Raw genomic sequence first — 15,920 nt, forward strand, 5'->3', positions numbered from 1 at the left:
AACTACATCAATAAACACAACATTCATCCATATCAATAAACTTATTTAAAAATCATGAAAAAACAACTTCTGCCCATGGCAATTCTACTTGCCGCAACGGGTACCGTGAAGTCTCAGGTTGCCATAGGAAAACCGGCCGTCACCAATACATCGGTTTCCCTTGAATTTGCAGACACGGAGAACCGGGGATTGATACTTCCCTACGTAGAAACAAAGACAGGAATTACGGACAACGGTACCATTATCTATGATACCACCGACCACAAAGTAAAATACCTGAAGGATTCCGGTACATGGACTGACTTAAGTGTTGACAACACAGGAACTGCCAATATTTCAATCCAGACCGGCAAAACTGAATCCACAAACGCAAAATCGGTCATCGGATCGGCAGCGGCTACAGACACCACACCGGGAATACTGGTTTTATCTGATGCCAACAAGGCGATGATATTACCCAAAGTGGCCAGTCCGCACCTCAACATCATTGATCCCGCTCCCGGAATGATGGCCTATGATACCGTTAAACGACAACTTGCTGTATATAACGGCAAAGTCTGGACTTTCTGGAAACCTTAAATGAACACCCTATGGAAAAAATGCACTTTTATTAATCCGGTTATTTATAAACATGACCGCTCATTGGCAGGTAGGTATTACTATCAGGTTCCCAAAGGCGATATTAAATATTGCCGGTAAAACTACCAATATCTGTATCTAAACCCATGGTCATATTTATAAAAATCACATTACAAAAACGACATGTCGGAACTCCGGCTAAAAACTATTAAGTCATGAAAAAACAAACCGTCTTTTTCCTCATATTCCTCATTATGGGCAATATGATGATGCTGGCACAGAACTGCAACATCAATGCAGGAGCCAATGCCGTCATTTGCGGCACCTCGACCAATCTATCGGGAAGCCCGGGCGGCAGTACATCAGGAAATCCTTTATGGACCCTGGTATCCAAACCGTCCGGTGCACCGGATCCGGTGATTGTGACCCCCACAGGCTACAATACCTCTGTCACCGGAATGACCTATCCCGGAAATTATGTATTCCAGATTGCACAGACCTGTACTACAGGAACGGCCACCTCACAGGTAACCATTACGGCACCGGGAGATGTTTCATCCTTTACTGCAGGACCGGACATCACCAACGTTTCCGCCCTTACCGGAACGGCCACCCTGAATGCCGTAATACCGGCAGGGTACACCGCATCGTGGACCTATTATAACATTTTCAATAAAGAATTTTATAACCAGACCACTACCACGAATGCCACCATGTCCAATACGACAACGGCAACCCCTACCCTTACTCTTACGAAGAAAGCCAATCATGACATTGATCCGGCTTATCGTGCAGTATTGAGGATAACCTCCATCAACAATCCGAACTGTTGGTATGAAGATGATGCCATCGTAAGGTTCATTCCAAATCCACAAATCAGTCTTTCTGCCACCCACAACAGATGTTACCCATCGACGGATCCGAACCGGTACATCAGTTTAAGCGGGACCTCGCCGGTCTTTGCAAGCAATACGGCCAACTCATCCGGAAATCCGGCATTCGGGACAACGGTTACATTGAATGTCATCAGCCAGCCGGCAGGAGGAAATATTTCATTTTATCAGATAAGAAACAGCTCGATTTACTTCAATGGTGTAAATGTTACAGGTAGCTATGTATTCACCATGACTGTTACAAATGCGAACGGAACTTATACCACCCCGCAGATAACCTACAACTACAATGGTACAGATCCAAAGCCAGTCAGTTTTATTGATGCTTCATACCCTGAACAGATGCAATCTTACCGTGCTGCCGGAAGCGGAGGTGCTGTGTATTGCAATATGGCGGGGAAAACAACGCCAATTACCATCTATTTCAAGATCGATCCTTCTGATCCCGCAACAATTACCACTACAGCTGGTAATTCAGGAATTGCTCCTCCAGGTGGAAATCCTACCCTGGTTTTGAATGGAGCCGGAACAATGAACAGGAATGTAGTGGTAACACCACCTGCCGGAGGCTGGCAAGTGGGAACTTACGTTGTGAATATATCAACCAAAAGCGGTACCTGTGGTAACAGCCAGGATTATTACATTCATATTTCGGACGGCAACCGTCCGGGTGTGACAGTTCCCAACACAACAATATGTTATACGGGATCAGGTATTGTAACGGCAACGGTTCCCCTGCCTGCTGTATACGTAGGAGCGGTCAATACCAGTTATCTTCAGACGTTTCCGGGTAAATATGACTTTACCCTGATATCTAAACCTGCCGGAGCAGCCAATCCCGTTTACGAATCTGACAATCTCAGAACATTTACCAGTACCTCCACCACAATAAGTAATCTGGATAAACAGGGAGAGTATGTGTTCAGGATAAAGGCTGTACCTGACGCAGGAGGAGTGGATCCCAGATTCATTGATAAAGAGTATGCCTGCTCAGGAACTTCTCCGGAGGGTACATTCTCCATATTTGTATCTCCACAGGTAAATGCCAATGCAGGATCCAATCAAACTTTGGCAGCAGGGGCATCACAAACTTCCCTCAACGGGAACAATCCGGGAGTATCATCTACGGGTTTATGGACTTTAGTTTCAAAACCAGCGGGAGCTTCGGATCCGGTGATTGTCAATCCATCTTTGTATAATACCAATGTTACAGGGCTTACCAGTTCAGGAACATATACTTTCAGATGGACTATTACCACGGGTACCTGCAGCAGCTTCAGTGACTTAACGGTCAATGTTTCCGCTCCAGCTCCAGGAGGAGTTACCGCAGCAGTCTGGTATAAAGCAGATGCTATTACATCCGCAGACAATACCCTGCTGAACCAATGGAATGATCAAATGGGAACAGGATATAACCTTGTACAGGCTACCACTACCCTGCAACCTACTTTTTCCAATCAGAATACCCTGGCTAATTTCAACCCAACGGTAACGTTCAATTCAACCGGGCATGGCACGGCGCAAGGAGGTTTCATGGCAGCTGATCCGGGAAGTGGAAAGGAAATCATAGACCGTGCAAAAGGAAGTATCTATATTGCCGGTAAAATGAGCACTCTGGGTGCAGCCGGACTGGCAGGTTTTGACCAGAGCATGGATTATCCGGGATTACACATTTCCAATAATGCCACTACAGACAAATTATTGTTTTATACGGCAGGAAGTGGTTATACCACCTTATCCACTAATTTATTTGCAGGCAAAAAGCCTTTTGTAGCAGGTTCTTCATGGCTGAATGCAGCCGGAGCTACCGCATCAAACCCATTGGCAAAAGTCTGGCTGGATGGCAATGAATCCATTTACAACAATACTCTCGGCAACGTAAATACAGGAAATACAGCCCGTATTTTTAGAATAGGTCGTGATACCAATTGGGGAAGCCATGATGGTCAGATGAATGAAGCCATTGTATTTGCAGCTCCACTTACAGCGCTGGAAAAAAACCGTGTAGATTCTTACCTGGCTGTTAAATGGGGAACAACCCTTACGGGTGATTATGTAAACTCTGCCAATAATATTGTCTGGAATTCTAATCCTGCCTACCAAAATAATATTTTAGGTATTGCAAGGGATAATCTTTCTTCTTTATACCAGAAACAGTCACGAAGTGAAAATCCTGATCAAAAATTGGTTATCGGAGCAGGAAATTCATTGGCAAACTCTAATGCAGCAAACACCAATACGTTGACAGAAGGGCAATTCCTGATTGCGGGAGACAATGGCCTGAAACAAGAGCTGAAAACATTATTGACCTATACAGCCGGAACCAACGGAGCAGTGAACTCCCGCTTTGAATCCATCTGGAAAGTACAGAATACCGGAAATGTGGGACAGGTAACTGTCGCATGGCCTAAAGGCGTAAAAAACATGTATTTGGTTCAGTCTTCGGATGCTGTAATTGATGCTACTGACAGCTTTACTCCAATGACTACCGAGGTTACCGTAAACGGAGTGGTATACAACACAGCCAATGTTACATTAGCAGACGGGCAGTATTTTACCTTAGCCGGTTATGCTTATGCTCCTGGTGGTGTATTTTCTGCTGCCTGGTATCGTGCAGATGCTGTTTCAAATTTATTCTCAGATGCTGGAACCACCGTAGCTACAGACAATGCTACCGTTCAGCAATGGAATGAATTCAACAACAAGCCGTTCTCTCTTCTACAGGCAACAGCAACTTATCGTCCGAAGTTCTCCAATACTGCAACATTAGCAAACTTCAACCCAACCGTCATTTATGACGGAACTCAAAAATGGCTGCAATATGCCCCGGCAGATGCACAGGGATATATTCTCGACAGAAGTAAAGGTGCTTTATTTTCTGCAGGAAATACTACAAGCGCAGCATCTTCATTATTTGGATTTGGAGTTGCAGGATCCGCCAATGCAATGGATGATCCCGGGTTGTACAGTTTCACGGGAAATAAATTTTTATTCTATCCTGTAATAGGTGAATACGATCCTCAAAGTACTTATACCATCAACGGTTCTTATATTGGTGGAGGTACCTGGGAAAATGGTGCAGGAACAGGAGGAAATAATGCCGTAAATATCACATTAAATGGTTTCCATCAAATATACAACACCAATATTTCGAATGTAAATACTGCTATAAACCGTAATGCCCTGATGGTAGGAAAAGCAGATGCAGGAGCACAATTAGTGGGACAGCAAAATGAAATGATTGTTTTTGCAGATAAGCTAACAGATGAAGAAGTAAATAAAGTAGAATCTTATCTTGCTATAAAATACGGGCAAACCCTGAGTAAAGAACAAAACAGAAATTATCTGAGTTCTACGGGTACAGTGGTTTGGGATGGTTCAGCCAGCAGTTATTATAACAATATCCTGGGTATTGCAAGAGATAATACCTCAGCCCTGCACCAAAAGCAATCACAAAGTATAAATGACGGTCAGAAACTGATCATCGGTGCAGGAAATTCATTGGCGAATACCAATATTGACAATACCAATTCCCTGGCAGAAGGACAATTCCTGATGACTGGTGACAACGGTCTTAAACAAATCCTGAACACTCCATTGGTGTATACCTCGGGAGCAAACGGAGAGACCAACCATCGTTTTGAAGCCATCTGGAAGGTTCAGAATACCAATGGTGTAGGAACCGTGACAGTAGCATGGCCTAAAGGGATAAAGAACCTGTATCTGGTACAGTCTGCCAACCCTGTCTTTGATGCTGCGTCCACTTTCACTCCAATGACGGCAGAAACTACCGTAAATGGTGTAGTTTACAACACAGCAAATGTGACATTGGCCAATGGGCAGTTCTTTACTTTTGCAGGATACCTGTATGCTCCCGGAGGAGTTGCCGGATCGGATTTCTGGATCAGGTCTGATGACGCCGGAGACATTGCAGCAGCATGGAAGGATAATTCCATCAACGCCAATGATATCCCTGCAGTAGGTACATGGACACTTTCCCCAGCGGACAAGGATCATAACTTCCATCCGTTTACTACAGGGTACAGTGCTTCAAAGTTATTCTATAACAATGCATCAACACTGAACCCAACCAATGGTGAATTGCCTGATGTATCCCATTCCATCTTCTCAGCAGTACGACCTACCTCTTCAGGAACCGGCCGTATCACAGGTATTGATGATGATGCAACCTTTGCTTCCGAACCGGGAACTTCAATCGCAAATGGAAAACCAAGGCATTATGAGTATTACAATACCGTAACATCAACAGATTTTTCCTCAACCTTCAATATCGGTGTATCCAATATATTCTCATCGATAGCGGATAATTCCGTTGCGAATGGAGGAACATCCACATTCTCAGGAGGTGAAAAAAGATTAGGTCTGAATGGTACTTATGAAACGACGACCTTCAACAATACCAATAAATTCCAGATTTATGGCCGTAATCTGAGGGTCGGACATGCCGGATGGGATGCCTCGGGAGCATTCCCTGGAGACATTATGGAGGTCATCTGGTACAAGCGTACACTGACAGCCAATGAGCAGACGAGAGTGAATTCTTATCTTGCCGTAAAGAATGGGGTTACCCTGAATGAGAATTATCTTTCCACCAGCAGCAATGTGGTATGGGACAGAACCAGCAATACCGGATACAACAACAATATCTTCGGTATTGCAAGGGACGAGGTAACCGTATTGAACCAGAAACAATCCGGAAGTATCAACACTGGTCAAAAGCTCATCATTTCCACAACAGGACTGGCCGACAACAATGTTGCCAATACCACTGGGCTTCCTTCTAACCAGCAATACTTAATGATTGGAGACAACAATCTGAAGCAGGGCCTGAAAACTCCATTAAGCTATTCAGGAGGCTCCAATGGTCAGGTGAATTTCCGCTTCGAAGCGATCTGGAAGGCCCAGAACACAGGGAATGTAGGACAGGTAACGGTTGCCTGGCCAAAAGGAATCAAAAATCTGTATCTGGTACAGTCTCCGGATGAAACGTTCGATACGACGGATAATTTCACTCCAATGACTACGGAAGTGACTATCAATGGCGTGACTTACCAGACTGCCAATGTAACACTGGACAACGGGCAGTTCTTTACTTTTGCAGGTTTTGGAGTGGCTCCAGGTGGAGTTGTGAATAATCTTTCCTATTGGTACAGAGCTGATAAAGATGCCGTCAATACAGGAGACGGAACAGATGTTACAGCATGGACAGACCAGTTCTCAGGAACTACTTCTGCACAGCTGGGAACCAATGCCCTGCCAAAATTCAGGTTGGGTGCTGCCAATTATTTCAACTTCAACCCGGGAGTGAACTTTACCGCAGGAAGCCAGACTCTTGGTAATATCAATGTAAGAACATTCTCTGAAGATTCTTATGATATGTTTACATTGACCAAAGAAGGGATGGCAAGCGGAGGAGATCATCCGAGCATCTTCAGATCCCTGGTAGATAATGCGTTCCTTACCGGAGGTTTACGAAGATGGGATGGTTTAGGAATCGTAATGGACAACAGAATTGAACGACTCTCCAATACCGGTGGAAATACCGATTATTACGGAACTCCTGCCGGAGCATTTTCCACAACAATTCCGAGCATCATGTACCATACGTTTACAGCGCTTACTACCACCAGGGCCCTTAACGGAGGTGCTAATTTCGCAACGACCAATCATTCTGGTACCGGTGTACGAAATCTAAACGGAGGACATTTATTCGGTAATTCACAGTTTGGAGGTAATGGAAGTGATAACCAGGGGTTCATAGGGAATTTAGGAGAAACCATCATCTACGGTTCAGGTAATCTTACCACTGCTGAACGCAGAAAGGTAGATTCCTATCTCGCCATCAAGTATGGTCTTACACTGGGACAAGTGAATACTGACCACTATCTTGATACGAATGGAAACACCGTTTGGAATGGTGCTGCCAACACCACGTTCAATAATAACATCTTTGGTATGTCTCGTGATGACATAGAAGCTTTTGAACAGAAGGTGTCAAAAAGTGTCAATGCGGGAACAATCCTTACAGTGGCTACGGTCAATGATTTTGTTAATCCGAACCAAAATGCGGCACGTACGGGCTTTGCCAATGACAGGACTTATTTCCTTTTGGGGGATAATGCCAATGTAACCACAACACCTGTAGATGTTACCGTAGGTACCAATACCTATAAGAGGATTCCAAGAGCCTGGCTGGTACAGGAGAAAAATGCCGATGCAGGAAACGTATTCTTTGAAGCGGACCTTACGGCTTATAACAGCGGTACATTCAACACCGGATCTGGTATGATGGCTATGCTGATTGCTGATGATGCGGCCTTCACAACCAATGTAACGACAGTGAACGCTACGCTCAATACAGGAACAAAATGGGTATACCAGCAGAATATCGCTGATGGCAAGTACGTTACATTTGCAAAAATTCCTTGCTACGGCCCTGATACTGATGGAGATGGTGTTCCGGACATGTGTGACCTGGATAATGATAATGACGGTATATCAGACCTTAATGAAAATTGTGGCGGATATTATTCTGATAATGAAAGCGGACCATGGAAAGGAGATACGGCTTCCAATCTGACCGTAACAGCTCCTAACACTTCCCTGCAAACTGCTTCCAGCTTCAATGATAACCTGAATCATTTCTATGTTGACAGCAATGGGGCTACCAAAAGACTTGTCAGGTTCCACAGCAATAGCTCCGTGAGTATAACTTATAGTTTCTCAACAGGAGTTCCTGCCAGCGAACTTGCTTTCTACATCGAGGATGTGGACGGTCTTTCAAATGGTTCTTCTTCTGCCAGCTATTCTTTAAAGATCAATGGTGGGGATGTAAATGGCAGACTTGAAAAAGATATGACGACCAACTATATGGCAGCCATTCCTTCTGCTGTAATGAACTATGATCCTGTAACGGGAGCCATTTCCTCAACAGGGGCGGTAAATGATCAGTGGATCCTTCTGAGAGGTGTAGGAAATGACCTTGTGACTTCCATTACTCTTACAAGTAATAATTTTGGTTCGAATGATGCAGTGGCCTATGGCTTATTTGCGCACAAGTCCTGCGATACCGATGGTGACGGAATTCCTAACCACCTTGATCTGGATTCTGACGGAGACGGATGCCCTGATGCAATTGAAGGAACGGGAGGATTCACAACTGCCAACCTTACAGACTCCTCATTGCCGGGTGGTAATACGGGAAGCAACTACAACGGAACTGCCGGACCGGTGATCAAGAATCTTGGCAATACTGTCAATTCCAATGGAATTCCAACCATTGCCAATGCCGGACAGGCCATAGGAAGTTCTCAAAACTTATCTGTTTCAGCCTGTATACCGCCATTCTGCTACAAACCTGGTGTTACAGCAGGTACCGCATTGGAAACCAAAGCCGGTATCACAGCACTGGGCAGAGCCGGAGCCGGTACAGACAACTGGCCAATGGTAAGAAAAGGTGGATGGCTTGCCCTGGAGGCCAAAACCAAAGGTTTTGTTCCGAACAGGGTGAAATTCAATGCATCCAATCAACCTGTTGCAGCTGATGGAGTGACTCCTGTCATTACAGCTCCTGTAGAAGGTATGGTGGTGTATGATACCACCAATAAGTGTATGAAGATCTATACTCTTAAAGAAGGTGATGCAACCATGAACTGGCACTGCATCACTACACAGACTTGCCCTGATTAATAAAAAGCAGGTTGTAATTGATAGTTTCTTAGCTCCGGGAAGTAATGTACGGAGCTAAGGCTGTCAATTTTAAATGAATTGTAACGCAAATCGAATGATGAACTGAATGAAAAAAAACTTAATCAACACTATGATTCAATGCCTTGAATGAATAATACAGCATTGAAAATACTTAAGAACACTCAGGTAATGAAAATGATATAAAAAAGGTAGTAATACCGCATCAATACTATTTTAACTGAAGGGATTTGTGAAATCAATATCATCTGACTATTGGTAACACGCATCATCCTTCTCCCCTTTTAAAGAAACACTGCTTATGAAGTCAAATTTTAGAAATATTCATATTGGAAAATTCATACAGCTACGGGTTAAAGAAAACAATATTGACATGCCCCGCATCTGTAACTTTATGAAATGTACGGAAACTGAAATTAATGAAATGTACCTCCGGGAAGACCTGCCTACTGATATTCTGCTGAGATGGAGCAAGCTGCTTGAATATGATTTCTTCAGAATATATTCCCAACATCTGATCTTATATGCCCCGCCTTCCGCAGCAATCCGGGAATCCGATGCATCAAAGCTTCCCCGTTTCAGGAAGAATATTTACACTCAGGAAATGATAGATTTTATTTTGGAACTGATAGAAAAAAAAGAAAAGACCAGACGGCAGATCACAGACGACTATGGAATTCCGTATACTACCTTATGCAAATGGATCGCAAAAAATAATAAATGACAACATCTCATCTGAAAATGAAAAAAAAGAGCCAACCAAACTATAAACGAATCTATTCGGATATCATTGATCGGAAATTTCCCCATAAAAAAGCAGAATGCGAAAAATTATTGGGAAAGAAAATGCTTTCTGCCATGGATATTATGGAACTGAACAACAGAATCTTTGGCACCAGGGATAAAAACATCAAAAAGATGAATCAAAAACTCCGTTCCTACAATGAAGCAGATATTCTGCGCATCCTTAATTATCAAAAAAATCACAAGATGAATAATATTCAGATCGCTGAGCACTTTGGCCTGAGCAGGAATACCATGACCAAATGGCGAAGGATGTTTCAATAGCACACAATCATCATTAGTTCACAGGGGTGAAATCAATAAGGAGTTCTTTCAGAGCTCCTTATTTTGTGGATTGATATGATTTATTTCCGGAATTTATCCTTTGTTCTGCTTACGGAAGCTTCCCGGGGTCTGACCCGTCCGCCTTTTGAAAAACTTCGAAAAGTTAGAAGGGTCATAGGTGAATTTTCTCGCCACTTCAGCAATGGACACGTCCTCTTTTAATAATATTTCCTTTATTACTTTTATGATTCTTGCATCGTAGAAATAGCTGGGATGACGGCCGAACTCGTGCTGGATAACATCTATAAGATGTTTATGGGAAACAGCCAATTCTGAAGCAATCTGATTCAGGCTCATAAAATCTGCTGTTTTTGCAGAAAGCACATCTTCTATATGACGATCTAAAAACCCGAGATATTGCTCTGAAATTTCTTTACTTCTGCTTTTCTTTTTTCTTTCGCTCATGTTGTATTTTACGCATAGATGATCTTAGAAAAACCAGTATTGGTTACTGATCAATAAATGATTGATTACAATATTAATATGAGCATACGACCCCTGCAAACATTATGTATGACGATTTCTGAATTATGACCTACAAACAGGGTTTCATCTGTAATATTTTACAAACAAAGGGATTTGATTTTCAATATTTTATATTTTAGGGATATGAAAAGTTGATTCGATGTGCCACTGTATGGATCTGTTGTATTTTACTTTCCTGCTTTTGCATCTGATGCTATAATTTTTACAAATACAGGATCTTTTAAAAGAAAATTCGGATTTTTCCGTTTAATTCTTAAATTTGGCTAATGCAAAAGTATCTTTACCTCATCATCATATCATTTTCTTTTACCGGATGTTATACTTACCAGGTAAAAAAACAGACCGCTACAGCTACTGACCAGAAACAGGAGCCTACAAAAGCTGCTGTATTGGCCGATAATAATTCTATGCAGGCGAAAAGCATTCCTGCCCAATCTCCTGCCCCTGCCCCAATTAATATCCAGGAGAGACTGGCCCCTAATAAGAATGTTAAAATTGACGTTGATGGCAAATCCTATAAAGTAATTGTTGACCGATGGGAAAGTGACAGTCTGGTTGTACATCCCGTTCGTAATCCTAAAAAGGTTCTGAAATTTCACAAGAATCAGATCAACAGCGAGAAAATTGCGGAAAAACGTTTTTCACAACCCATAGCAGATATCATTACGGTTACTGCTTACGCCGGAATCGGAGCTTTAATCTGGTTCCTTGTCCGCTAGTTGTTATCACAGATACAATATAACACAAAACCCACAGCCATAAGGCTTTTATCCTATGGCTGCGGGTTTTATATTCAATTAAATCTTTGGGAAAAGTTATTGATTTCTATCTTTCCCGGGAATATTTATAAAGCTGTTTACCAGATCATCTCAATAGGCTGTTCCCTTTCTGCAATTACTCTCAGTGATCTTGTCACATACAACCTCAGCGAGCAGTGTGCATTCACTTTATAGATGGTTTGGTCATATAACCGGATTTCCATCGGATTACCATCCTCGCTAAAGTTATAAATAACTATTTGCTGCTTGGGAAAAATTTCCTTGAAATTGACAGTCATCTTGATATAGTTTCCAATAATATGGATAAGTCTGTTTCTATCATCAGCTATATCAAGATAGCTGGAAGAACCGAATTCATATTCATGCGGATCCAATCTGATGGAATAATCAGATTCGTCATTAATGATTTCATCTGTCAGATTGGCTACCTTACCATTAGGAATAAATACGGTATTAGGATTTTCATCGTCTGATTTAAAGTTTCCACCGGCTTTTACAGATCCTTCTACGGTGAGCTTATCAGTCTCATTAGCTTTTCTTCCCATTCCGAAATGTTTCCATTTCCAATGAAAATTCAAACCTTCAAAATCATTATCTGTACCATAATCAGAACCATAAAAATAATATTCTTTTCTTTTTACGGCTACAAATTTTCTCAGCTTGGCATCTATAATACCTGATTCACCACTACCGGTATGGTTGTCTGCAATTACTAAGCCTGATCCTGTATTAACTGTAAAGTCTGAATTTAACTGTAAACCATACTGAGCCATATATTTCCATTGCTCAATATTTGCTGCGGTAAAATCTGCCTGCGTCCAGAATTTATACCAGGGTGTCGTCCAACTTCCGTCAATTCCTTTTCTGATTTTCAGCATCGGAATACCTGAACCATTAATGCCACTCTGATTGGCAAATGCTAACTGATAGGACGAATCGCCTGTAGAGGCTGCTGTACCATCCCAGGGAGAGAAAGTCATTATCCCTGCGTAATTTCCGGCGCCTTCCAGGCCGGCACTTGTAGCATTGGCAAAATCAAATCTAACCCGTTTGGGTGTAGAGTTGGGTGCAATATCATCCGGATTTCTTGAACCGTCTCTTGAGGTTACAAAAAAGTTGGTAAGATTGACAGAATTATTTCCACTGATCGTTAGTAGCTGACCGTTTTCACTTTCCGGAGTAGCGCTTAATTGAATCTGATTTTTGTTTACCGCATGGGTTCCCAGCGTTCCGTTCGGTATAACCGGACTTTGCAGAAAACTATTGGTATTGGTAAAAGTCTGAACCCCATTCAGTGTGGCATAGTTGGCTAATTGGGTATTTAAAGTAGATTGGGTAATATAACTGGCGGGATTAAAATTTCCCGTATGGTAAACATCTCTCCAACCTGACCAGTTTGAATTTCCTGATCCTGCTGTAGAACCCCGGAATTTCATTCCTTTTCCTCCTCTCTCAATAGTAAGTTGCTGCCTGCCATCGGAAGAGTTCAGATTTAAAGTAGTTGTATAATTAAATCCAGATGTCGGGCTTTCCTGTCTGTAAATTCCTGATTCTGTAACATCCTCTAAAGCAAGTCCGCTTCTTAAATTTTTAAAAGGATTATGATTTCCTTCATGAAATATCGCCCATGACTGAGATCCATCTGCATTTTCTATCCTCGGATCCAGCCCGTTAGTTCCTCTGTTAATATAGATTCCACCGCCGGATTTTTTATAGACCTTACCTTCTCCAAAGAAATTGACACCAGAATTATCCTGATTGAAATTAATATTTCTATCCGAATAAATTCCATTTACATTCAATGTATAGATGCTGCCAACTCCCGGATAATTAAAGTGAGTATTGGTGGCAGATTGAAGTACCATATTGGGTAAAGAAGGGTTTCCCAGATACAGATTATCTCCCTGAGAATTCAGCACCTGACCTCCGGTTAAATTATCTGATCCCAATAATCCTATATTACCATTTAAAGTTCCATTCTGAGAATACCTGAGGTAAGCGCCATTGTTCTGGCTTCCCGGAACTCTAAACAGAATCTGGTCCCCATAAGTTCCATCCCATGATGTAGAGAGTAATTTTTTCTGGTTATACGAATCTCCAACAGTAATTAAATCAGATAGGCCGCCATTGAAATGAATGGTTTCATTCTTAGCATAAAAAGCTTCTTTTATCCTGGAAAATACAGAGCTGTTGATTTCATAAATTTCAGCAAACGCCAGACAAAATTCCATTGCAGTATCCGGACCATGAACATAAACATGGCCTCCGTTCCCAAAATTGGTTCCGGTTCCACATATCACTGCTCTCACATAAGTTTCCCATTTACCGGTTCCTGCCCTGGGGGTTAACCAATTCACTGAAGCATTATCTCCCATGTAGTTTTCAGCATTATTAAATGAGTATCCTACAGGAAGTTTAGCCATAAACTTTTGAATAAATATAGCGTTGGTTCTGGCAATAAATCCCAGTATAAACCCACCTAGCCCCGGAGTAGCTCCACCGCCGTTATAATTAAATCTTAACTGCATTCCTGATTTATTCGGAAGATTAGGGGCAGCTTCCCGGGTCATCGTTACATTACCATTACCCAAATTATTATAAATACCTATACTATTGGTTCCATACCTGAATTCTTCATCTCCGTATAAAGGATAAGCTCCCTGTAATGCAAGATTAAGTAGAGAAAACGGCCCCATCTGCGGATTAGCCACTGACAGTCTATCCCATCCGGAATATACCGTATTTTGGAAACCTACAGTTTTAGTAGCATCTATTGTTTGAGTAGTATTGGTGGTGACGTACTCTTTATTATCTAAAGAACCATCAGCCTTTAAAAACTGGGCGGCTGTACCGCCCATTACTCTATAGCCTTTAGAGGTGTTATAATATGAGTATTTAACGTCCATTTTAAATATCTTTACGGGTTACTGTTACAGATACAGGATTAGGCAGGGCAGAATCAAATTCAATATCAATTTTATTCGGATCGGTTAGTTTTATCCTGCCATCTATTTGATAAAAAGTTACGGTATCATACATGACAACATCTACATTTCTGGAGCCCAGGTTGTGGGTCACCGCTGCAGTTCCGGAAATAGAAGTGGTGTATGATCTTACAACATTGGTTGCTGCAGTCACCCTACCTTTGGCATCCACTGTAACCTGATCGTAGGTACCGGCAGCTACTCCTGTTGCCGCTAATGTCAATGCTCCGGTTACATTGGCCGAACCGTCAAAGGTTGTTGTCCATGAAGCATCACCTGTAGCAGAAATTGTTCTTGGTGTGGTCAGTTTTGCAGCAGATCCGGTTGTATTGATTGCTGCAGTGCCTGTAAGTAATGTTGCAGGAACAGCTGTCACAGGAACCGTCACATTCCCCGAACCGTCAATAGTCTGTGCAGTTGCGGTAACTCCGGAAAGTGTAATCGTTCTCGGTGCCGTCCATTTTGTAGCAGAAAGAACATTTTTCGCTGCATCTGCTGTGTTATCTACATTCCCTAACCCTACATGGGACTTGTTTAAGACCACAACTCCTGTTAATCCATTGACAGAGTCTACAGCCCCGGAGGTGATATAAACGAAGGTAGTTCCGGTCCATCGGTAAGTCTTGTTATTGTCAAGAGATACATAAATTTTACCTGTTTCTCCGGCAAGCAGATTGGTATAAGCGGCTTCTTTGTAAAACTTGCCGTCAGCAACTTTGTAATATCCTTCCAAAACATCATCCACGTAAGATGGCAGCTGAGATGCAGGCACCTGCCCTGATGCATCCAGTGAAGCCACTCCATTCGCTGTACCTTTTTGTGATAGCGGGATATAATTAGCCAGATCCGCCGAGGTAGGCATAGAGCCCAGAGATACCGTTATTCCGTTGGTTGTCTGGGTAATTCCTGTCACCACATTCCCTGAACCGGAAGTAGTAACCGGTAAAGAAAACGTAGTCCCTGTCAATGTAAGACCATTCCCTGCCGTGTAAGTGGTATCTGTAGACGCTAATGTGATGGTAGTTCCGGATTGGGTCACTGCCATATTAGCACCTGCCGCAAGGGTAATATCCCCGGAAACCAGAGAACCGGATGCGCCACCTTTTAATCTGGTAATGGTGTCTGGCGTTGTAAATGACCTGTTGGCTGACAAATCATAAGATGTCCCGTTAATTGTTAAAGTTCGTGTTTTAGGCACATAATCCAGGGGATTTAAATTTCCGTCATGCCAGAAAGAACTGATGGGTCTTGTGCCGCCTCCGGCAGTTAAAATATCATTGTCTGTTTTTCCTTCGATTTTGTATCCAACAGAGCTTCGATAATAAGCGTATTTAATGTCCATA

8 protein-coding genes are annotated in these 15,920 nt (G+C 42.4%); 5 read left to right on the forward strand and 3 right to left on the reverse strand.

Annotation, left to right across the window (positions count from 1 at the left end; translation table 11 throughout):
- The first annotated feature begins 54 nt into the window (after positions 1-54).
- From BBI00_RS09120 to BBI00_RS09135, 4 genes are all read left to right on the forward strand, one after another.
- Positions 55-579 carry a hypothetical protein gene (locus BBI00_RS09120; protein ID WP_065398464.1) on the forward strand — a complete coding sequence of 175 codons (525 nt, stop codon included), beginning with the start codon at positions 55-57 and terminating at the stop codon, positions 577-579.
- Positions 580-794: 215 nt separating this feature from the next.
- Positions 795-9,182 carry a thrombospondin type 3 repeat-containing protein gene (locus tag BBI00_RS09125; protein ID WP_123902250.1) on the forward strand — a complete coding sequence of 2,796 codons (8,388 nt, stop codon included), beginning with the start codon at positions 795-797 and terminating at the stop codon, positions 9,180-9,182.
- 319 nt (positions 9,183-9,501) lie between these two features.
- Positions 9,502-9,924: a transposase gene (locus BBI00_RS09130; RefSeq protein ID WP_065398466.1), complete on the forward strand. Its 423-nt coding sequence runs from the start codon at positions 9,502-9,504 to the stop codon at positions 9,922-9,924.
- Positions 9,921-10,268 (forward strand): helix-turn-helix domain-containing protein, encoded by a 348-nt coding sequence (locus tag BBI00_RS09135; protein ID WP_228394743.1) that lies wholly within the window; start codon positions 9,921-9,923, stop codon positions 10,266-10,268. The genes BBI00_RS09130 and BBI00_RS09135 overlap by 4 nt, the downstream gene beginning before the upstream one ends.
- 93 nt (positions 10,269-10,361) lie before the next feature.
- Here the strand turns inward: BBI00_RS09135 and BBI00_RS09140 are convergent, their stop codons facing one another.
- Entirely contained in the window at positions 10,362-10,733 is a 372-nt protein-coding gene (locus BBI00_RS09140; RefSeq protein ID WP_065398468.1) for a helix-turn-helix domain-containing protein, read from the reverse strand.
- A 347-nt stretch (positions 10,734-11,080) separates the two neighbouring features.
- Between BBI00_RS09140 and BBI00_RS09145 the strand changes: the two genes are divergently transcribed.
- On the forward strand, positions 11,081-11,533 hold the full coding sequence (locus BBI00_RS09145; RefSeq protein ID WP_065398469.1) for a hypothetical protein: 453 nt from the start codon (positions 11,081-11,083) through the stop codon (positions 11,531-11,533).
- Positions 11,534-11,670: 137 nt separating this feature from the next.
- Here the strand turns inward: BBI00_RS09145 and BBI00_RS09150 are convergent, their stop codons facing one another.
- Together BBI00_RS09150 and BBI00_RS09155 are read right to left on the reverse strand one after the other, a co-directional pair.
- A complete protein-coding gene (locus BBI00_RS09150; protein ID WP_065398470.1) occupies positions 11,671-14,499 on the reverse strand; it encodes a hypothetical protein in 2,829 nt (942 codons plus the stop codon).
- A gap of 1 nt (position 14,500) precedes the next feature.
- The gene (locus BBI00_RS09155; RefSeq protein WP_065398471.1) at positions 14,501-15,919 is read right to left on the reverse strand and encodes a phage tail protein; all 1,419 of its coding nucleotides are present in this window, start codon (positions 15,917-15,919) and stop codon (positions 14,501-14,503) included.
- Position 15,920 lies beyond the last annotated feature (1 nt).

This window comes from Chryseobacterium arthrosphaerae (genome assembly GCF_001684965.1).
Lineage (GTDB): Bacteria > Bacteroidota > Bacteroidia > Flavobacteriales > Weeksellaceae > Chryseobacterium > Chryseobacterium arthrosphaerae.

Coding starts and splice junctions, on each gene's coding strand:
- BBI00_RS09120 (WP_065398464.1), top strand. CDS start 55: ATGAAAAAACAACTTCTGCCCATGGCAATTCTACTTGCCGCAACGGGT.
- BBI00_RS09125 (WP_123902250.1), top strand. CDS start 795: ATGAAAAAACAAACCGTCTTTTTCCTCATATTCCTCATTATGGGCAAT.
- BBI00_RS09130 (WP_065398466.1), top strand. CDS start 9,502: ATGAAGTCAAATTTTAGAAATATTCATATTGGAAAATTCATACAGCTA.
- BBI00_RS09135 (WP_228394743.1), top strand. CDS start 9,921: ATGACAACATCTCATCTGAAAATGAAAAAAAAGAGCCAACCAAACTAT.
- BBI00_RS09140 (WP_065398468.1), bottom strand. CDS start 10,733: ATGAGCGAAAGAAAAAAGAAAAGCAGAAGTAAAGAAATTTCAGAGCAA.
- BBI00_RS09145 (WP_065398469.1), top strand. CDS start 11,081: ATGCAAAAGTATCTTTACCTCATCATCATATCATTTTCTTTTACCGGA.
- BBI00_RS09150 (WP_065398470.1), bottom strand. CDS start 14,499: ATGGACGTTAAATACTCATATTATAACACCTCTAAAGGCTATAGAGTA.
- BBI00_RS09155 (WP_065398471.1), bottom strand. CDS start 15,919: ATGGACATTAAATACGCTTATTATCGAAGCTCTGTTGGATACAAAATC.